Below are 17,184 nucleotides of genomic sequence, written 5' to 3'. Positions count from 1 at the left end.
TGTGAGACCGAGCGCCGCCCGCGCGGCGCATCGCGGATAAATCCGCTCCTACAGTCTGTTTCGGGGCCAGTCCATCCTGTGATGGTCACCGCTGTCCGCCTTCTTTGTCCCATTCGTAATCGAAAGGTATCGCTACTGCTGCTCAATCTGTCTTCTGCCATGCGCCCAGGGCACGCGCGCCAATGCTGCAAGATAACTGGCCCGAAACAGACTGTAGGAGCGGATTTATCCGCGATGCGCCGCGCGGGCGGCGCTCGATCTCACAGGCGCTGAACATGTTTTGGCGAGCATCTGGTGGCCGTCTCCTCCTCTTCTGGCATGCCCACCAGCCATAAAAAAACCCAGAGCATCTGCCCTGGGTTTCTATTCCAGCTAAACGCCAGACCGTTCAATCAGAACGGAATATCGTCATCAAAGCTGTCAAAGTCAGCCGCCGGCTGCGGTGCTGGCTGCTGCGGCGCCGGACGCTGTTGCTGCTGCGGGCGCTGGGCCTGCTGGCGTGGCGGAGCCTGGTTGTACTGTTGCTGCTGGCCGCCACCGTAGTTGCCGCCACCCTGATTGTACTGATCGCCGCCGCCTTGCTGGCCCTGCGGACGGCCGCCGAGCAGCTGCATGGTGCCGTTGATGTCGACGATGATTTCGGTGGTGTAGCGCTTGATGCCGTCTTTTTCCCACTCGCGGGTCTGCAGCTTGCCTTCGATGTAGCACTGCGAACCTTTGCGCAGGTACTCGCCGGCGATTTCGGCAACCTTGCCGAACAGCGACACACGGTGCCACTCGGTACGCTCGACCTTCTGGCCCGACTGCTTGTCGGTCCACTGCTCGCTGGTGGCCAGGCTCAGGTTGGTCACGGCGTTACCGTTGGGCAGGTAGCGGACTTCGGGATCCTGGCCACAGGTGCCGACCAGAATGACTTTGTTAACCCCACGGGCCATAACGTTCTCCTAGGCTTCGCACGCCGAAGAGGCTGGATTTACCAGTCGCTCGAGGGTCGCACGGTCCAAAATTTTCGTATCCAGTTTGATATAGATGGCGGCTTCATCTGCCACCACCACGGCGTCGGTCACACCCGGCACGGCCATCAGGCGCTCGGTCAAGCCGGCTTCCCGAACTGCCTCTGGCGTCAGCGGCATGCGCAGGCTGGTCACATAGGGTGGCTCGTTCATGCGCAAAGCGACGACCAACCAGATGGCACACAGGATTGCGCAACCAAGGAACACCAGGTTCAGCCCGCCGTGCTGGAACAGCCAGCCACCGAGGATTCCTCCAAGAGCGGCACCGAGGAACTGGCTGGTGGAATACACCCCCATCGCCGTCCCCTTGCCACCAGCAGGCGACACCTTGCTCACCAGCGAAGGCAACGAGGCCTCCAGCAGGTTGAATGCGGTAAAGAATACCACGGTGCCAATCACCAGTCCGCGCAAACCGTCAGCCCACTGCCAGAAGAATACCTCCGTCAGCAGCAGGACACTGACCGCACCTGCCAACACACGTTTCATCTTGCGCTTTTTTTCGCCGTAGATGATGAACGGGATCATTGCAAAAAATGAGATCAACAGCGCGGTCAGGTACACCCACCAGTGCTGCTCTTTCGGCAGGCCACCGCGCTCGACGAAGGCCAGCGGCAGTGCGACGAAGCTGGCCATGAGGATGGCGTGAAGGATGAAGATACCCACATCCAGGCGCAGAAGGTCCGGATGGCGCAGGGTCGGGCCAATGGCCTGGCGCGCCACACCGGATTCACGATGCTGCAGAATGCTGTGGGTGTTGGGCACGACGAACGCGATCAGCAAGATGCCGACCAGGGCAAGTCCTGCAGTGGCCAGGAACAAGCCTGACAAACCAAAGGCACTTGTCAGCAACGGGCCGACAACCATGGCCACGGCGAACGACAACCCGATGCTCATGCCGATCATGGCCATGGCCTTGGTCCGGTGTTGCTCGCGGGTCAGGTCGGACAGCAGTGCCATGACCGCAGCGGAAATCGCCCCGGCGCCCTGCAGGATTCGCCCGGCGATCACGCCCCAGATGGAGTCAGCCTGGGCCGCCAATACGCTGCCCAGGGCAAAGATCACCAGCCCCAGGTAAATCACCGGGCGGCGGCCGATGCGGTCGGAAATCATCCCGAACGGGATCTGCAATACTGCCTGTGTCAGGCCATAGGCGCCAATGGCAAGGCCAATCAGCGCGGGCGTGGCGCCGGCCAGGTCCATGCCGTAGGTGGCCAGCACCGGCAAGACCATGAACATGCCCAGCATACGAAAGGCAAAGACCAGGGCCAGGCCGCCAGCAGCGCGGGTTTCGCCGCTGCTCATGCGCTCGTTGTGGGTGTCGTGCATGGATAAACCTCGTGTGAACCGGCGGCGATTCTATCAGTCCGACAGCTTGACGGCATCTACGCGACGCTTTGCCGCGTACTGGCAGCGCGCCGTATACTTCCTTGTTTATGCCCGCCGAGCGAGGCCGCAGTGGACAAGATCCTGATTCGTGGGGCTCGAACCCACAACCTGAAGAACATCGACCTGACTCTGCCGCGGGACAAGCTGATCGTGATCACCGGCCTGTCCGGATCCGGCAAGTCGTCCCTGGCGTTCGACACCCTGTATGCCGAAGGCCAGCGCCGCTACGTGGAGTCGCTGTCAGCCTATGCCCGGCAGTTCCTGTCGATGATGGAAAAGCCTGACGTCGACACCATTGAAGGGCTATCGCCGGCCATTTCCATCGAACAGAAGTCGACCTCGCACAACCCGCGTTCGACCGTCGGCACCATCACCGAGATCTACGACTACCTGCGCCTGCTGTATGCCCGCGTCGGTACGCCGCGCTGCCCGGACCACGACATTCCGCTGGAGGCGCAAACGATCAGCCAGATGGTCGACCTGGTGCTGGAGCGCCCGGAAGGCAGCAAGCTGATGTTGCTGGCGCCGGTGGTGCGCGAGCGCAAGGGTGAGCACCTGGCGGTGTTCGATGAACTGCGCGCCCAGGGCTTCGTCCGCGCGCGGGTCAACGGCAAGCTCTATGAGCTCGACGAACTGCCCAAGCTGGACAAACAGAAGAAGCACAGCATCGATGTGGTAGTGGACCGTTTCAAGGTCCGCGCCGACCTCCAGCAGCGCCTGGCCGAGTCGTTCGAGACCGCACTGAAGCTGGCAGACGGTATTGCCCTGGTGGCGCCAATGGATGACGAGCCCGGCGAAGAGATGATCTTCTCGGCACGCTTCGCCTGCCCGGTTTGCGGCCATGCGATCAGTGAGCTGGAGCCGAAGCTGTTCTCCTTCAACAACCCGGCCGGTGCCTGCCCGACCTGCGACGGCCTGGGGGTCAAGCAGTTCTTCGACACCAAGCGCCTGGTCAACAGCGAGCTGACTCTGGCCGAAGGCGCGATTCGCGGCTGGGATCGGCGCAATGTGTACTACTTCCAGATGCTCAGCTCGCTGGCCGCGCATTACGGCTTCAGCCTGGAAGAGCCGTTCGGCGAACTGTCGGCCGAGCACCAGAAGGTCATCCTGCAGGGTAGCGGCAAGCAGAGCGTCGACTTCAAATACCTCAATGATCGCGGTGACATCGTCAAGCGCTCGCACCCGTTCGAAGGCATCGTGCCGAACCTGGAACGCCGCTACCGCGAGACCGAGTCGGCCACCGTGCGTGAAGAGCTGGCCAAGTTCCTCGGCACCCAGCCCTGCCCGGATTGCCGCGGCACCCGCCTGCGCCGCGAAGCCCGCCACGTGTGGGTTGGCGAGAAGACCCTGCCGGCGGTGACCAACCTGCCGATTGGCGAAGCCAGCAACTACTTCGGCGAACTGACCCTGACCGGCCGGCGCGGCGAAATCGCGGCGAAAATCCTCAAGGAAATCTGTGAGCGCCTGCAGTTCCTGGTCAACGTCGGCCTCGACTACCTGACCCTGGACCGCAGTGCCGATACGCTGTCCGGGGGTGAAGCCCAGCGTATCCGCCTGGCCAGCCAGATCGGCGCCGGCCTGGTCGGGGTGATGTACATCCTCGATGAACCGTCCATCGGTCTTCATCAACGCGACAACGACCGTTTGCTGGCCACCCTCAATCACCTGCGCGACCTGGGCAATACCGTGATCGTGGTGGAGCACGACGAGGACGCCATCCGCCTGGCCGACTACGTGGTCGACATCGGCCCGGGTGCGGGTGTGCACGGCGGCCAGATCGTCGCCGAGGGCTCACCGCAGGAGGTCATGGACCACCCTGACTCACTGACCGGCAAGTACCTGTCCGGGCGCAAGAAGATCGCCGTACCGGCCAAGCGCACACCGCGCAACAAGAAGCTGCAGCTTAAGCTCAAGGGCGCGCGTGGCAACAACCTGCAGAACGTCGACCTGGAAGTGCCGATCGGCCTGCTGACTTGTGTCACCGGCGTGTCTGGCTCGGGCAAGTCGACGCTGATCAACAACACCCTGTTCCCCCTCGCCGCCACCGCCCTCAACGGCGCGAGCAGCCTGGAAGCCGCGCCGCACAGCAGCATGGACGGCCTGCAGCACCTGGACAAGGTGGTGGATATCGACCAGAGCCCGATCGGCCGTACCCCGCGCTCGAACCCGGCGACCTACACCGGCATCTTCACACCGATCCGCGAGCTGTTCTCCGGCGTGCCGGAATCCCGGTCGCGCGGCTACGGCCCGGGGCGTTTCTCGTTCAACGTCAAAGGCGGCCGCTGCGAGGCCTGCCAGGGCGACGGCTTGATCAAGGTAGAGATGCACTTCCTGCCGGACATCTACGTGCCCTGCGACGTGTGCAAGAGCAAGCGCTATAACCGCGAAACCCTGGAGATCAAGTACAAGGGCAAGAACATCCACGAGGTGCTGGAAATGACCATCGAGGATGCCCGGGAATTCTTCGATGCAGTGCCGGCGCTGGCGCGCAAGCTACAGACGTTGATGGACGTGGGCCTGTCGTACATCAAGCTGGGGCAGTCGGCGACCACCTTGTCCGGTGGCGAGGCGCAGCGGGTGAAGCTGTCCCGTGAGTTGTCCAAGCGCGACACCGGCAAGACCTTGTACATTCTCGACGAACCGACCACCGGCCTGCACTTTGCCGATATCCAGCAACTGCTGGACGTACTGCATCGCCTGCGTGACCACGGCAACACCGTGGTGGTGATCGAACACAACCTGGATGTGATCAAGACGGCAGACTGGTTGGTGGACCTTGGACCGGAAGGCGGTTCCAAGGGCGGGCAGATCATCGCCTGTGGTACTCCGGAAGAACTGAGCAAGATGAAACAGTCGTATACCGGGCATTACCTCAAGCCACTGCTGGAGCGTGACCGGGCCTGAGTGTTGTCACTGGCATGAAAAAGCCCCTGGTACCGTTGGTGCCAGGGGCTTTTTCATGAAGCTGTGGATAACTTACATCTGCGACTGCAGGTAGTTCTCCAGGCCAATGGCCTTGATCAGACCCTGCTGCTTTTCCAGCCAGTAGGTGTGATCTTCTTCGGTGTCTGCCAGCTGCGCGCGCAGGATGTCGCGGCTGATGTAGTCCTTGTGCAGTTCGCACAGCTCGATGCCTTTGCACAGTGCGCCACGCACCTTGTACTCAAGCTTGAGGTCGGCCTCGATCATTTCCGGCACGGTGCTGCCAACTTCCAGATCGTCCGCGCGCATGTCGGGAGTGCCTTCGAGCATCAGGATACGGCGCATCAGGGCATCGGCGTGCTGCGTTTCTTCTTCCATCTCGTGGTTGATACGCTCGTAGAGCTTGGACAAGCCCCAGTCTTCGTACATGCGCGAGTGGATGAAATACTGGTCGCGTGCGGCCAGTTCGCCCTTCAGCAACGTGACGAGGTAGTTGATTACGTCCGGGTGACCTTGCATCGCCCTGATTCTCCCTGTGAAAACGGCTTGATGCACATAGTGTGAACCAGCTTTTGCGCGCGGTCACTGAAAAGTGCGCAATTAGAAGCAAAAAATCGGTTAAACAGTAGTGATATTCATTGAAAAACCGCCCAAATGAGGGCGGTTCTTCTTATCACTTCGACTTAGGCGAGATTCACGCCCAATGCCTTGGCGATGCCTTCACCGTAGGCCGGGTCGGCCTTGAAGAAGTACTGCAACTGACGCTGGACCACGTCCTCGCTCACGCCCGCCATGGTTCCAGCGATATTGCTGATCAGCAGTGCCTTCTGTTCGTCGCTCATCAAGCGGAACAGCGCGCCGGCGTGGCTGTAGTAGTCGTTATCCTCGCGGTGCTCGTGTCGATCTGCGGCACCGTTCAGGGCCAATGCAGGCTCGGCGTGGCGTGGCGACTGTTTCGGCGCGCCTGCGTAGCTATTGGGCTCGTAGTTCGGCGCACTGCCGTAGCTGCCCATGGCCATCGAACCGTCACGCTGGTAGCTGTTCACCGGGCTACGCGGGGCGTTCACCGGCAGTTGCTGGTGGTTGGTGCCCACACGGTAGCGGTGTGCATCGGCGTAAGCGAATACGCGGCCCTGCAGCATGCGATCTGGCGACAGGCCGACACCCGGGACCATATTGCTGGGGCCGAACGCGGCCTGTTCCACTTCGGCGAAGTAGTTGAGCGGGTTGCGGTTGAGCTCCAGCACACCCACTTCGATCAGCGGATAGTCCTTCTGCGACCAGGTCTTGGTCACGTCGAACGGGTTCTCAGCGCGGTTGGCCGCCTCGGCCTCGCTCATCACCTGGATGCATACGGTCCAGCGTGGGAAGTCGCCACGCTCGATGGCTTCAAACAGGTCACGCTGGGCGTAGTCCGGGTCGGTCCCGGCCAGGCGTGCTGCGTCAGCCGGCGCCAGGTTCTTGATGCCTTGCTGCGTCTTGAAGTGCCATTTAACCCAGGTGCGCTCACCTTGGGTGTTGATCAAGCTGTAGGTGTGGCTACCGAAACCATGCATGTGCCGGTAACCGTCCGGGATACCCCGGTCGGAGAACAGAATGGTGACCTGGTGCAGGGCCTCAGGCGAGTGCGACCAGAAGTCCCACATCATCTGCGCGTTCTTCAAATTGGTTTGCGGGTGACGCTTCTGGGTGTGGATAAAATCGGGGAACTTGAGCGGGTCGCGGATGAAGAACACTGGCGTGTTGTTGCCAACGATGTCCCAGTTGCCTTCCTCGGTGTAGAACTTCACCGCAAAGCCACGTGGGTCGCGCTCGGTATCCGCCGAGCCACGCTCGCCGCCGACCGTCGAGAAGCGCAGGAATGTCTCTGTCTGTTTGCCGATCTGCTCGAACAGCTTGGCGCTGGTGTACGAGGTGATATCGCGGGTGACGATGAAAGTACCGTAGGCGCCCGAACCTTTGGCGTGCACACGGCGCTCAGGAATGTTTTCACGGTTGAAGTGGGCGAGCTTCTCGATCAGATGGAAGTCATCGAGCAGCAGCGGGCCGCGTGGGCCGGCGGAGCGGGAATTCTGGTTGTCGGCTACAGGTGCACCGCTTGCGGTGGTGAGAATCTTGCTCATGGGCTCTCCTTATCGGTCTTCAAGTGCCGGCTAAACGGCTTGATAAGGAGTATCGACGAGCGGTCGACTCAGAACAAATTCATTACATGACTTGTATCAATAGAAATTAACAATATCTGCAGGCACAAAAAACCGGGCACTAGGCCCGGTTCTTTGTAGCAGACAGAACGTCTTACTCAGCAGCTTCTACAGCACCGCCGACCGGACGATCAACCAGCTCGACGTACGCCATAGGCGCGTTGTCGCCAGCGCGGAAACCGCACTTCAGGATGCGCAGGTAGCCGCCCTGACGGGTGGCGTAACGCTTGCCCAGGTCGTTGAACAGTTTGCCAACAGCGGACTTCGAACGGGTACGGTCGAAGGCCAGACGACGGTTAGCAACGCTGTCTTCCTTGGCCAGGGTGATCAGCGGCTCGGCAACGCGGCGCAGTTCCTTGGCTTTCGGCAGGGTGGTTTTGATCAGCTCGTGCTCGATCAACGACACTGCCATGTTCTGGAACATAGCCTTGCGGTGAGAGCTGGTACGGCTCAGGTGACGTCCACTTTTACGATGACGCATGATTCATTCCTTACCAAACACTACGTTCGGTGATTACGACGATCAGGCGGTCGCCTTGTCGTCTTTCTTAAGACTTGCAGGCGGCCAGTTGTCGAGGCGCATGCCGAGAGACAGACCACGAGAGGCCAGGACGTCCTTGATTTCAGTCAGGGACTTCTTGCCCAGGTTAGGAGTCTTCAACAGCTCTACTTCGGTACGCTGAATCAGGTCGCCGATGTAGTAGATGTTCTCCGCCTTGAGGCAGTTGGCCGAACGTACAGTCAGTTCCAGGTCGTCAACCGGGCGCAGCAGGATCGGATCGATCTCGTCTTCCTGCTCGACTACGACAGGCTCACTGTCACCCTTGAGGTCGACGAACGCGGCCAGCTGCTGTTGCAGGATGGTCGCAGCGCGGCGGATAGCCTCTTCAGGATCCAGGGTGCCGTTGGTTTCCAGATCAATGACCAGCTTGTCCAGGTTGGTACGCTGTTCAACACGGGCGTTCTCGACCACATAGGCGATACGACGCACCGGGCTGAACGAAGCGTCCAGCTGCAGACGGCCAATGCTACGGCTTTCGTCTTCGTCGGTTTGACGGGAGTCAGCCGGCTCGTAACCACGACCACGAGCTACGGTGAGCTTCATGTTCAGGGCGCCGTTGGACGCCAGGTTCGCGATTACGTGATCGGGGTTGACGATCTCGACATCGTGATCCAGCTGAATATCGGCAGCGGTAACCACCCCCGAACCCTTTTTCGACAAGGTCAGCGTAACTTCGTCACGACCGTGCAGTTTGATAGCCAGGCCTTTCAGGTTCAACAGGATTTCAATTACGTCTTCCTGAACACCTTCGATCGCGGAGTACTCGTGGAGTACGCCATCGATCTCGGCCTCGACTACTGCACAGCCAGGCATGGAGGACAACAGGATGCGGCGCAGCGCGTTGCCCAGGGTATGGCCGAAACCACGCTCGAGAGGCTCGAGCGTAATCTTGGCGCGGGTCGGACTGACTACCTGCACATCAATATGGCGGGGAGTCAGGAACTCATTTACCGAAATCTGCATGGATGCACCTATTTTCTAGCCCTTACTTGGAGTAGAGCTCGACAATCAGGTTTTCGTTGATGTCGGCAGACAGGTCGCCACGAGCTGGAACGTTCTTGAAAACGCCCGACTTCTTGGCAGTATCAACGTCTACCCACTCAACGCGGCCACGCTGGGCGCACAGTTCAAGGGCTTGAACAATGCGCAGCTGGCTCAGCGATTTCTCGCGAACCGCGACCACGTCACCCGGACGAACTTGGTAGGATGGAATGTTTACAGTCTTACCGTTGACGCTGATCGCTTTGTGCGAAACCAGCTGACGGGACTCGGAACGAGTCGAGCCGAAGCCCATACGGTAAACGACGTTATCCAGACGGCACTCGAGCAGTTGCAGCAGGTTCTCACCGGTTGCGCCTTTTTTCGAGGCAGCAGCTTGGTAGTAACCGCGGAACTGACGCTCCAGAACACCGTAGATACGACGGACTTTTTGTTTCTCGCGCAGCTGGGTACCGTAGTCGGACTGACGGCCACGGCGCTGGCCGTGGATACCTGGGGCTGCTTCGATGTTGCACTTCGATTCCAGAGCGCGAACGCCGCTCTTCAGGAACAGGTCGGTGCCTTCACGACGAGACAGTTTGCATTTTGGACCAATGTAACGTGCCATTCTTCTGTCTCCTGATTACACGCGACGCTTCTTCGGCGGACGGCACCCGTTGTGCGGGATTGGCGTCACGTCGGTGATGCTGGCGATCTTGTAGCCGCAGCTGTTCAAAGCACGAACGGCGGATTCACGACCTGGACCTGGACCCTTGACGTTGACGTCGAGGTTCTTCAGACCATATTCCAGCGCAGCTTGACCAGCACGCTCTGCAGCAATCTGGGCTGCGAACGGGGTGGATTTGCGCGAACCACGGAAACCCGAACCACCGGAAGTAGCCCAGGACAATGCGTTGCCCTGACGATCGGTGATGGTCACGATGGTGTTGTTGAAAGAAGCGTGGATGTGGGCGATGCCATCAACCACTGTCTTTTTGACTTTCTTACGAGGACGAGCAGCAGGTTTTGCCATGTCTATATTCCTGGGCGATTACTTGCGGATCGGCTTACGCGGGCCCTTACGGGTGCGTGCGTTGGTCTTGGTGCGCTGACCGCGAACCGGCAGACCTTTACGATGACGCAGGCCGCGGTAGCAACCCAGGTCCATCAAGCGTTTGATCTTCATGTTGATGTCACGACGCAGGTCACCTTCGGTGGTGAACTTCGCGACTTCGCCACGCAGGGTTTCGATTTGCTCGTCGCTCAGATCCTTGATCTTAGCGGCTGGGTTTACACCAGCGTCTGCACAGATCTTCTGTGCAGTTGTGCGACCGACACCATAGATGTAGGTCAGCGAGATAACAGTATGCTTGTTATCTGGAATGTTGACGCCTGCAATACGGGCCATTCAGTGGGACTCCAATTGACAGCTACCTACGCCCCGGAAGCCAAGAAATAGGGCGCGAGATAATATCGCTGTAGAAACGAATAATCAACCCAGCAGCACACTAGCTGCTGGGTTTGAAACGCAGATCACACTCAGCCTTGGCGCTGTTTGTGACGCGGTTCCGCGCTGCAGATCACTCGTACGACGCCTTCGCGACGGATGATCTTGCAGTTACGGCACAGCTTTTTCACCGATGCACGAACTTTCATTACCGACTCCTCGAACCTTAGGGGCGTATCAGCGCAGCAGACCGCTGCCACCGTAGCCTTTCAGGTTGGCTTTCTTCATCAGGGATTCGTACTGGTGCGAAACGAGGTGCGATTGTACTTGGGACATGAAGTCCATCACAACCACTACCACAATCAGCAACGAGGTCCCGCCAAGGTAGAACGGCACATTTGCTGCCACCACCAGGAACTGGGGCAGAAGGCAGACGGCCATCATGTAAAGAGCACCGAACATGGTCAGACGAGTCAGAACGCCATCAATGTAGCGTGCGGACTGCTCACCAGGACGGATACCCGGAATAAAGGCACCGGACTTCTTCAGGTTTTCCGCTACGTCTTTCGGGTTGAACATCAACGCTGTGTAGAAGAAGCAGAAGAAAATGATCCCTGCACTAAACAGCAGAATGTTCAACGGCTGACCAGGAGCGATCGACTGCGAGATGTCCTGCAGCCAGCCCATACCTTCGGACTGACCGAACCAGGCACCCAGCGAAGCCGGGAACAGCAGAATGCTGCTCGCGAAAATGGCCGGGATAACCCCCGCCATGTTCACCTTCAGCGGCAAGTGGCTGGTCTGCGCCGCGAAGACCTTGCGGCCCTGCTGACGCTTGGCGTAGTGAACGGCGATACGACGCTGACCACGCTCAATGAACACCACGAAACCGATGATCGCTACTGCAAGCAAACCGATTGCGACCAGGGCGAAAATGTTGATATCGCCTGTGCGTGCAGACTCGAAAGACTGCCCGATTGCTCTCGGAAGACCGGCAACGATACCTGCGAAGATCAACATCGAGATACCGTTGCCCACACCGCGCTCGGTGATCTGCTCACCCAGCCACATCATGAACATCGCGCCTGCCACGAAGGTGGAGACAGCAACGACATAGAAGCCGAGGCCCACAGAAAACGCCACGCCCTGGTTGGCCAGGCCAATGGACATGCCAATGGCTTGAACCAGTGCCAGGATAACGGTGCCGTAGCGGGTGTACTGGCTGATCTTGCGACGGCCAGCTTCACCTTCCTTCTTCAACTGCTCCAGTTGCGGGCTGACCGCCGTCATCAACTGCATGATGATCGATGCCGAGATGTACGGCATGATCCCCAGTGCAAAGATGCTCATGCGCTCAAGCGCGCCACCGGAAAACATGTTGAACAAGCTAAGAATGGTCCCCTCATTCTGCCGAAACAGATCCGCCAGACGGTCTGGATTGATGCCAGGAACCGGGATATGCGCACCTATCCGATAGACGATGATCGCCATGAACAGAAAGCGCAGACGAGCCCAGAGTTCCGACATCCCGCCCTTACCGAGCGAAGAGAGAGCACCTTGCTTAGCCATTTATTCCTCGAATTTGCCGCCAGCTGCTTCGATAGCCGCACGCGCACCCTTGGTGGCTGCGATGCCCTTGATGGTGACTGCGCGACTAACTTCGCCAGACAGCATGATTTTCACACGCTGAATGTGCTGGTTGATCACGTTGGCATCCTTCAGGGACTGCACGGAGATCACGTCGCCTTCCACTTTGGCCAGTTCGGACAGACGCACTTCAGCGCGGTCCATGGCTTTCAGGGAAACGAAGCCGAACTTCGGCAAACGACGGTGCAGCGGCTGTTGACCGCCTTCGAAGCCAGGAGCGATCGAACCACCCGAACGGGAGGTCTGACCTTTGTGGCCACGGCCGCCAGTCTTACCCAGACCGCTACCGATACCACGACCTGGACGATGCTTCTCGCGACGGGAACCCGGCGCTGGACTCAGATCATTGAGTTTCATCGATTAACCCTCGACCTTCAGCATGTAGTAAGCCTTGTTGATCATCCCGCGGTTCTCGGGAGTATCCTGGACTTCTACAGTGTGACCGATGCGACGCAGACCCAGACCTTTAACGCACAGTTTGTGGTTAGGCAGGCGGCCCGAGACGCTCTTGATCAGCGTTACTTTAACGGTTGCCATGATTAGAAGATCTCCTCAACGCTCTTGCCGCGCTTGGCAGCAATGGACTCAGGAGATTGCATGGCTTTCAGACCCTTGAAGGTGGCGTAAACCACGTTCACTGGGTTGGTCGAACCGTAGCACTTGGCCAGGACGTTCTGAACACCAGCAACTTCCAGGACGGCACGCATAGCGCCGCCGGCGATGATACCGGTACCTTCCGAGGCAGGCTGCATGTAAACCTTCGAGGCGCCGTGGGCAGCCTTGGTGGCGTACTGCAGGGTGGTGCCCTTCAGGTCAACCTGGATCATGTTGCGACGAGCAGCTTCCATGGCTTTCTGGATCGCAGCAGGTACTTCGCGCGATTTGCCACGGCCGAAACCAACGCGACCCTTGCCATCACCTACCACGGTCAACGCGGTGAAGGTGAAGATACGGCCGCCTTTAACGGTTTTGGCTACGCGGTTAACTTGAACCAGCTTCTCGATGTAGCCTTCGTCGCGCTTTTGATCGTTATTTGCCATAACTTAGAACTCCAGCCCGCCTTCACGAGCAGCATCAGCCAGCGCTTTGACGCGGCCATGGTACTTGAAGCCGGAACGGTCAAAGGCAACTTGAGATACACCGGCGGCTTTCGCACGCTCAGCTACCAGCTTGCCAACCTTAGTGGCCGCGTCGATGTTGCCAGTGGCGCCATCACGCAGGTCTTTGTCCAAGGTCGAGGCGCTTGCCAGAACCTTGCTGCCGTCGGCCGAAATGACCTGGGCATAGATGTGCTGCGAGGAGCGGAACACGCACAGGCGCACGACTTCGAGTTCGTGCATCTTGAGACGTGCTTTGCGAGCGCGACGCAGTCGAATAACTTTTTTGTCGGTCATTTGCTAGGCCCTACTTCTTCTTGGCTTCTTTACGACGGACTACTTCGTCCGCGTAACGCACACCCTTGCCTTTGTAAGGCTCCGGCGGACGGAACCCGCGGATTTCAGCGGCCACCTGACCTACCAGCTGCTTGTCGATACCCTTGATCAGGATGTCGGTCTGGCTAGGAGTTTCAGCGGTGATACCGGCTGGCAGTTCGTAGTCCACTGGGTGAGAGAAGCCCAGGGCCAGGTTCAGGACGGGGCCTTTGGCCTGTGCCTTGTAACCAACACCGACCAGCTGGAGCTTGCGCTCGAAGCCTTGGCTTACGCCTTGGACCATGTTGTTGACCAGAGCGCGGGTAGTACCGGCCATGGCGCGAGCTTGCTGGTCACCATTGCGAGCGACGAAACGCAGCTCACCAGACTCTTCGGTAACTTCAACAGACGAGTGAACGTTCAGTTCGAGAGTGCCTTTGGCACCCTTCACCGAAAGCTGCTGGCCGGCGAATTTGACTTCGACACCAGATGGCAGCTTAACGGGGTTCTTAGCGACGCGAGACATGTCTATCCCCCCTTAGAACACTGTGCAGAGAACTTCGCCGCCGACACCGGCAGCGCGCGCAGCGCGATCAGTCATCACACCTTTGTTGGTGGAGACAATAGACACGCCCAGACCGCCACGTACTTTCGGCAGTTCAGTGACGGACTTGTACTGGCGCAGGCCTGGACGGCTGGAGCGCTTCAGTTCCTCGATGACCGGACGGCCTTCGAAGTACTTCAGTTCGATCGACAGGGAAGGCTTGGCTTCACCAGTAACCTGGTAGCCAGCGATGTAACCTTCGTCCTTAAGAACTTTGGCAACCGCAACCTTCAGAGTGGAGGAAGGCATGCTTACGACGGACTTTTCAGCCATCTGGGCATTACGGATGCGAGTTAGCATGTCCGCTAACGGGTCCTGCATACTCATGGGCTAGATGCTCCTGATACAAGAAATATTAGCCTTGCGGCTATCACAACCACCCGAACGGGCAGGGTAAAAAACCCAGGCTCGGGTGAGCCGGTCATTCTAGACACAAGGCAGAAACGAAACAAGCCCCACGAGGGGGCTTGTTTGTTGGCGAGATCACCGGCGGTCGGAAGATTGCTCCCCTTCCGCCAGGATCACACCTGCAGCGATTACCAGGAGGCTTTGACCAGACCTGGTACGTCGCCGCGCATTGCAGCTTGACGCAGCATGTTACGGCCCAGGCCGAACTTACGGTATACACCGTGAGGACGACCGGTCAGGCGGCAACGGTTGCGCAGACGCGCAGCGCTGGCATCACGTGGCTGCTTCTGCAGAGCGACAACGGCAGCGAAACGCTCTTCTGGAGAGGCGTTCAGGTTGACGATGGTCGCTTTCAGCTCAGCACGCTTTTTGGCGAACTTGGCTACCGTGAGCTGACGCTTCAGCTCGCGGTTTTTCATGCTCTTCTTGGCCATTTTCCTACTCCAATCAGTTGCGGAACGGGAATTTGAATGCACGCAGCAGAGCGCGGCCTTCGTCATCCGAACGAGCAGTGGTGGTCAGGGTGATGTCCAAACCGCGCAGAGCATCGATCTTGTCGTAATCGATTTCCGGGAAGATGATCTGCTCTTTCACGCCCATGCTGTAGTTGCCGCGGCCATCGAAGGACTTGGCATTCAGGCCGCGGAAGTCGCGTACCCGAGGCAGGGAGATCGCCAGCAGGCGGTCCAGGAATTCGTACATCTTGTCGCTACGCAGGGTCACCTTGACGCCGATCGGCCATCCTTCACGGACTTTGAAGCCCGCGATGGATTTACGAGCGAAAGTCACGACCGGCTTTTGACCGGTGATCTTTTCCAGGTCGGCAACAGCGTGCTCGATGACTTTCTTGTCGCCGATCGCTTCGCCCAGACCCATGTTCAGGGTGATCTTGGTAACGCGCGGAACTTCCATCACGTTCGACAGCTTAAGTTCTTCCTTAAGCTTAGGAGCGATTTCGTTCCGGTAAATCTCTTTCAGTCGTGCCATGGTCTTCTACCTAGCAGTGTTCAAGCATCAACCGCTTTTTGGGTCGACTTGAAGACACGAATTTTCTTACCGTCTTCTACTTTGAAACCAACGCGGTCAGCCTTGTTGGTTTCGCCGTTGAAGATGGCAACGTTGGAAGCGTGCAGAGGCGCTTCTTTTTCGACGATACCGCCCTGAACGCCCGCCATCGGGTTAGGCTTGGTATGACGCTTGACCAGGTTCACACCACCGATGACCAGACGGTCATCAGCCAGAACCTTCAGCACCTTACCGCGCTTACCTTTGTCTTTGCCGGCGATCACGATGATCTCGTCGTCACGACGAATCTTTTGCATGTCGGATCTCCTTACAGCACTTCAGGGGCGAGCGAGACGATCTTCATGAACTTCTCAGTACGAAGTTCACGGGTCACTGGCCCGAAGATGCGAGTGCCGATCGGCTCTTGCTTGGTGTTCAGCAGAACAGCAGCGTTGCCGTCGAAACGAATGATGGAACCGTCAGCGCGACGTACACCGTGACGGGTACGGACGACAACAGCAGTCATCACCTGGCCTTTTTTGACCTTACCGCGCGGAATTGCTTCCTTGACGGTTACTTTGATGATGTCACCGATGCCGGCGTAACGGCGGTGCGAGCCGCCGAGCACCTTGATGCACATGACGCGACGAGCGCCGCTGTTATCGGCCACATCGAGCATGGATTGAGTCTGAATCATAAAATTTCTCCGACCCCTAGCCCTTAGACTTCAACAGCGCGTTCGAGGACTTCAACCAGTGCCCAGGACTTAGTCTTGGCCAGCGGACGGGTTTCACGGATGGAAACCTTGTCGCCGATTTTGCACTGGTTGGATTCGTCGTGCGCGTGCAGCTTAGTCGAACGCTTAACGTATTTACCGTAGATCGGGTGCTTTACGCGACGCTCGATCAGAACGGTGATGGTCTTGTCCATTTTGTCGCTGACGACACGGCCAGTCAGCGTACGGACGGTTTTTTCAGCTTCAGCCATGATCACTTACCTGCCTGCTGGTTAAGCACAGTTTTCACGCGAGCGATGTCACGCTTAACTTGCGAGAGCAGGTGCGACTGCCCCAACTGGCCAGTTGCTTTCTGCATACGCAGATTGAACTGGTCGCGCAGCAAGCCGAGCAGTTGCTCATTCAGTTGCTGTGCAGATTTTTCACGAAGTTCATTCGCTTTCATCACATCACCGTCCGCTTAACAAAGGAGGTGGCGAGAGGCAGCTTTGCAGCAGCCAGGGCGAAAGCTTCGCGCGCCAGCTCTTCAGAAACACCCTCGATCTCGTACAGGACTTTACCTGGCTGGATCTGGGCAACCCAGTATTCCACGGAGCCCTTACCTTTACCCATACGAACCTCGAGAGGCTTCTTGGAGATCGGCTTGTCCGGGAACACACGGATCCAGATCTTACCGCCACGCTTAACGTGACGGGTCAGCGCACGACGTGCGGACTCGATCTGGCGAGCGGTGAGGCGACCGCGAGCAACAGCTTTCAGGGCGAATTCGCCGAAGCTGACTTTGCTACCGCGCAGTGCCAGACCACGGTTGTGGCCAGTCATCTGCTTGCGGAATTTTGTACGCTTTGGTTGCAACATTTGGC

At 58.5% G+C, this 17,184-nt stretch carries 25 protein-coding genes; 1 reads left to right on the top strand and 24 read right to left on the bottom strand.

Going from position 1 to position 17,184, the window contains the following annotated elements:
* Positions 1-392 precede the first annotated feature (392 nt).
* Entirely contained in the window at positions 393-935 is a 543-nt protein-coding gene (locus BUQ73_RS01155; RefSeq protein WP_027917840.1) for a single-stranded DNA-binding protein, read from the bottom strand.
* Positions 936-944: 9 nt separating this feature from the next.
* The gene (locus BUQ73_RS01150) at positions 945-2,339 is read right to left on the bottom strand and encodes an MFS transporter (RefSeq protein WP_079226350.1); all 1,395 of its coding nucleotides are present in this window, start codon (positions 2,337-2,339) and stop codon (positions 945-947) included.
* Between the two features lie 129 nt (positions 2,340-2,468).
* On the opposite strand from BUQ73_RS01150, the gene uvrA reads away from it, so the two are divergent.
* On the top strand, positions 2,469-5,303 hold the full coding sequence (gene uvrA, locus BUQ73_RS01145; protein ID WP_079226349.1) for an excinuclease ABC subunit UvrA: 2,835 nt from the start codon (positions 2,469-2,471) through the stop codon (positions 5,301-5,303).
* Between the two features lie 72 nt (positions 5,304-5,375).
* Here uvrA and bfr read toward each other — a convergent pair whose 3' ends face one another.
* The 22 genes from bfr to rplP all read right to left on the bottom strand — a co-directional run bounded on the left by bfr (position 5,376) and on the right by rplP (position 17,179).
* Positions 5,376-5,840 (bottom strand): bacterioferritin, encoded by a 465-nt coding sequence (gene bfr, locus BUQ73_RS01140; protein WP_003257116.1) that lies wholly within the window; start codon positions 5,838-5,840, stop codon positions 5,376-5,378.
* Positions 5,841-6,004: 164 nt separating this feature from the next.
* The gene (locus BUQ73_RS01135; RefSeq protein WP_079226348.1) at positions 6,005-7,444 is read right to left on the bottom strand and encodes a catalase; all 1,440 of its coding nucleotides are present in this window, start codon (positions 7,442-7,444) and stop codon (positions 6,005-6,007) included.
* A gap of 172 nt (positions 7,445-7,616) precedes the next feature.
* Positions 7,617-8,003 (bottom strand): 50S ribosomal protein L17, encoded by a 387-nt coding sequence (gene rplQ, locus BUQ73_RS01130; protein ID WP_003255451.1) that lies wholly within the window; start codon positions 8,001-8,003, stop codon positions 7,617-7,619.
* A gap of 42 nt (positions 8,004-8,045) precedes the next feature.
* The gene (locus BUQ73_RS01125; protein WP_003255452.1) at positions 8,046-9,047 is read right to left on the bottom strand and encodes a DNA-directed RNA polymerase subunit alpha; all 1,002 of its coding nucleotides are present in this window, start codon (positions 9,045-9,047) and stop codon (positions 8,046-8,048) included.
* A 22-nt stretch (positions 9,048-9,069) separates the two neighbouring features.
* On the bottom strand, positions 9,070-9,690 hold the full coding sequence (rpsD, locus tag BUQ73_RS01120) for a 30S ribosomal protein S4 (RefSeq protein ID WP_079226347.1): 621 nt from the start codon (positions 9,688-9,690) through the stop codon (positions 9,070-9,072).
* A gap of 15 nt (positions 9,691-9,705) precedes the next feature.
* Positions 9,706-10,095, bottom strand: a complete 390-nt coding sequence (gene rpsK, locus BUQ73_RS01115) for a 30S ribosomal protein S11 (protein WP_003255454.1) — start codon at positions 10,093-10,095, stop codon at positions 9,706-9,708.
* Between the two features lie 18 nt (positions 10,096-10,113).
* Positions 10,114-10,470, bottom strand: coding sequence for a 30S ribosomal protein S13 (gene rpsM / locus BUQ73_RS01110; protein ID WP_003255457.1), 357 nt, complete (start codon positions 10,468-10,470; stop codon positions 10,114-10,116).
* A gap of 131 nt (positions 10,471-10,601) precedes the next feature.
* On the bottom strand, positions 10,602-10,718 hold the full coding sequence (gene rpmJ / locus BUQ73_RS01105; protein WP_002555468.1) for a 50S ribosomal protein L36: 117 nt from the start codon (positions 10,716-10,718) through the stop codon (positions 10,602-10,604).
* A 28-nt stretch (positions 10,719-10,746) separates the two neighbouring features.
* Entirely contained in the window at positions 10,747-12,078 is a 1,332-nt protein-coding gene (secY, locus tag BUQ73_RS01100) for a preprotein translocase subunit SecY (RefSeq protein WP_016393394.1), read from the bottom strand.
* Positions 12,079-12,513 (bottom strand): 50S ribosomal protein L15, encoded by a 435-nt coding sequence (gene rplO / locus BUQ73_RS01095; protein ID WP_079226346.1) that lies wholly within the window; start codon positions 12,511-12,513, stop codon positions 12,079-12,081.
* Positions 12,514-12,516: 3 nt separating this feature from the next.
* Entirely contained in the window at positions 12,517-12,693 is a 177-nt protein-coding gene (gene rpmD / locus BUQ73_RS01090) for a 50S ribosomal protein L30 (RefSeq protein ID WP_003255463.1), read from the bottom strand.
* A gap of 2 nt (positions 12,694-12,695) precedes the next feature.
* Positions 12,696-13,196: a 30S ribosomal protein S5 gene (rpsE, locus tag BUQ73_RS01085; protein WP_003255465.1), complete on the bottom strand. Its 501-nt coding sequence runs from the start codon at positions 13,194-13,196 to the stop codon at positions 12,696-12,698.
* A gap of 3 nt (positions 13,197-13,199) precedes the next feature.
* Entirely contained in the window at positions 13,200-13,550 is a 351-nt protein-coding gene (gene rplR, locus BUQ73_RS01080) for a 50S ribosomal protein L18 (RefSeq protein ID WP_003255467.1), read from the bottom strand.
* 10 nt (positions 13,551-13,560) lie between these two features.
* Positions 13,561-14,094 carry a 50S ribosomal protein L6 gene (rplF, locus tag BUQ73_RS01075; protein ID WP_079226345.1) on the bottom strand — a complete coding sequence of 178 codons (534 nt, stop codon included), beginning with the start codon at positions 14,092-14,094 and terminating at the stop codon, positions 13,561-13,563.
* 12 nt (positions 14,095-14,106) lie between these two features.
* Positions 14,107-14,499: a 30S ribosomal protein S8 gene (gene rpsH, locus BUQ73_RS01070; RefSeq protein ID WP_019097628.1), complete on the bottom strand. Its 393-nt coding sequence runs from the start codon at positions 14,497-14,499 to the stop codon at positions 14,107-14,109.
* Positions 14,500-14,708: 209 nt separating this feature from the next.
* Positions 14,709-15,014 carry a 30S ribosomal protein S14 gene (gene rpsN / locus BUQ73_RS01065; protein WP_012316516.1) on the bottom strand — a complete coding sequence of 102 codons (306 nt, stop codon included), beginning with the start codon at positions 15,012-15,014 and terminating at the stop codon, positions 14,709-14,711.
* Between the two features lie 13 nt (positions 15,015-15,027).
* Complete coding sequence (gene rplE, locus BUQ73_RS01060) at positions 15,028-15,567, bottom strand: 50S ribosomal protein L5 (RefSeq protein ID WP_003255474.1); 540 nt, start codon at positions 15,565-15,567, stop codon at positions 15,028-15,030.
* A gap of 20 nt (positions 15,568-15,587) precedes the next feature.
* On the bottom strand, positions 15,588-15,902 hold the full coding sequence (gene rplX / locus BUQ73_RS01055) for a 50S ribosomal protein L24 (RefSeq protein ID WP_003255476.1): 315 nt from the start codon (positions 15,900-15,902) through the stop codon (positions 15,588-15,590).
* Positions 15,903-15,913: 11 nt separating this feature from the next.
* The gene (gene rplN, locus BUQ73_RS01050) at positions 15,914-16,282 is read right to left on the bottom strand and encodes a 50S ribosomal protein L14 (RefSeq protein ID WP_008089810.1); all 369 of its coding nucleotides are present in this window, start codon (positions 16,280-16,282) and stop codon (positions 15,914-15,916) included.
* Between the two features lie 23 nt (positions 16,283-16,305).
* Positions 16,306-16,572 carry a 30S ribosomal protein S17 gene (gene rpsQ, locus BUQ73_RS01045; protein ID WP_008089812.1) on the bottom strand — a complete coding sequence of 89 codons (267 nt, stop codon included), beginning with the start codon at positions 16,570-16,572 and terminating at the stop codon, positions 16,306-16,308.
* A 2-nt stretch (positions 16,573-16,574) separates the two neighbouring features.
* On the bottom strand, positions 16,575-16,766 hold the full coding sequence (gene rpmC, locus BUQ73_RS01040; RefSeq protein WP_002555481.1) for a 50S ribosomal protein L29: 192 nt from the start codon (positions 16,764-16,766) through the stop codon (positions 16,575-16,577).
* Complete coding sequence (gene rplP, locus BUQ73_RS01035) at positions 16,766-17,179, bottom strand: 50S ribosomal protein L16 (RefSeq protein ID WP_003255479.1); 414 nt, start codon at positions 17,177-17,179, stop codon at positions 16,766-16,768. Before rplP ends, rpmC begins: the two co-directional genes overlap by 1 nt.
* Positions 17,180-17,184 lie beyond the last annotated feature (5 nt).

The organism is Pseudomonas putida (assembly GCF_002025705.1).
Lineage (GTDB): Bacteria > Pseudomonadota > Gammaproteobacteria > Pseudomonadales > Pseudomonadaceae > Aquipseudomonas > Aquipseudomonas putida_J.
Note: the sequence above shows the minus strand (reverse complement) of the source record. Positions and strands in the feature narration are given on the sequence as shown.

Excerpts from the sequence above, each read along its gene's own strand:
- BUQ73_RS01155 (WP_027917840.1), bottom strand. The coding sequence starts at position 935 with ATGGCCCGTGGGGTTAACAAAGTCATTCTGGTCGGCACCTGTGGCCAG.
- BUQ73_RS01150 (WP_079226350.1), bottom strand. The coding sequence starts at position 2,339 with ATGCACGACACCCACAACGAGCGCATGAGCAGCGGCGAAACCCGCGCT.
- bfr (WP_003257116.1), bottom strand. The coding sequence starts at position 5,840 with ATGCAAGGTCACCCGGACGTAATCAACTACCTCGTCACGTTGCTGAAG.
- BUQ73_RS01135 (WP_079226348.1), bottom strand. The coding sequence starts at position 7,444 with ATGAGCAAGATTCTCACCACCGCAAGCGGTGCACCTGTAGCCGACAAC.
- rplQ (WP_003255451.1), bottom strand. The coding sequence starts at position 8,003 with ATGCGTCATCGTAAAAGTGGACGTCACCTGAGCCGTACCAGCTCTCAC.
- BUQ73_RS01125 (WP_003255452.1), bottom strand. The coding sequence starts at position 9,047 with ATGCAGATTTCGGTAAATGAGTTCCTGACTCCCCGCCATATTGATGTG.
- rpsD (WP_079226347.1), bottom strand. The coding sequence starts at position 9,690 with ATGGCACGTTACATTGGTCCAAAATGCAAACTGTCTCGTCGTGAAGGC.
- rpsK (WP_003255454.1), bottom strand. The coding sequence starts at position 10,095 with ATGGCAAAACCTGCTGCTCGTCCTCGTAAGAAAGTCAAAAAGACAGTG.
- rpsM (WP_003255457.1), bottom strand. The coding sequence starts at position 10,470 with ATGGCCCGTATTGCAGGCGTCAACATTCCAGATAACAAGCATACTGTT.
- rpmJ (WP_002555468.1), bottom strand. The coding sequence starts at position 10,718 with ATGAAAGTTCGTGCATCGGTGAAAAAGCTGTGCCGTAACTGCAAGATC.
- secY (WP_016393394.1), bottom strand. The coding sequence starts at position 12,078 with ATGGCTAAGCAAGGTGCTCTCTCTTCGCTCGGTAAGGGCGGGATGTCG.
- rplO (WP_079226346.1), bottom strand. The coding sequence starts at position 12,513 with ATGAAACTCAATGATCTGAGTCCAGCGCCGGGTTCCCGTCGCGAGAAG.
- rpmD (WP_003255463.1), bottom strand. The coding sequence starts at position 12,693 with ATGGCAACCGTTAAAGTAACGCTGATCAAGAGCGTCTCGGGCCGCCTG.
- rpsE (WP_003255465.1), bottom strand. The coding sequence starts at position 13,196 with ATGGCAAATAACGATCAAAAGCGCGACGAAGGCTACATCGAGAAGCTG.
- rplR (WP_003255467.1), bottom strand. The coding sequence starts at position 13,550 with ATGACCGACAAAAAAGTTATTCGACTGCGTCGCGCTCGCAAAGCACGT.
- rplF (WP_079226345.1), bottom strand. The coding sequence starts at position 14,094 with ATGTCTCGCGTCGCTAAGAACCCCGTTAAGCTGCCATCTGGTGTCGAA.
- rpsH (WP_019097628.1), bottom strand. The coding sequence starts at position 14,499 with ATGAGTATGCAGGACCCGTTAGCGGACATGCTAACTCGCATCCGTAAT.
- rpsN (WP_012316516.1), bottom strand. The coding sequence starts at position 15,014 with ATGGCCAAGAAGAGCATGAAAAACCGCGAGCTGAAGCGTCAGCTCACG.
- rplE (WP_003255474.1), bottom strand. The coding sequence starts at position 15,567 with ATGGCACGACTGAAAGAGATTTACCGGAACGAAATCGCTCCTAAGCTT.
- rplX (WP_003255476.1), bottom strand. The coding sequence starts at position 15,902 with ATGCAAAAGATTCGTCGTGACGACGAGATCATCGTGATCGCCGGCAAA.
- rplN (WP_008089810.1), bottom strand. The coding sequence starts at position 16,282 with ATGATTCAGACTCAATCCATGCTCGATGTGGCCGATAACAGCGGCGCT.
- rpsQ (WP_008089812.1), bottom strand. The coding sequence starts at position 16,572 with ATGGCTGAAGCTGAAAAAACCGTCCGTACGCTGACTGGCCGTGTCGTC.
- rpmC (WP_002555481.1), bottom strand. The coding sequence starts at position 16,766 with ATGAAAGCGAATGAACTTCGTGAAAAATCTGCACAGCAACTGAATGAG.
- rplP (WP_003255479.1), bottom strand. The coding sequence starts at position 17,179 with ATGTTGCAACCAAAGCGTACAAAATTCCGCAAGCAGATGACTGGCCAC.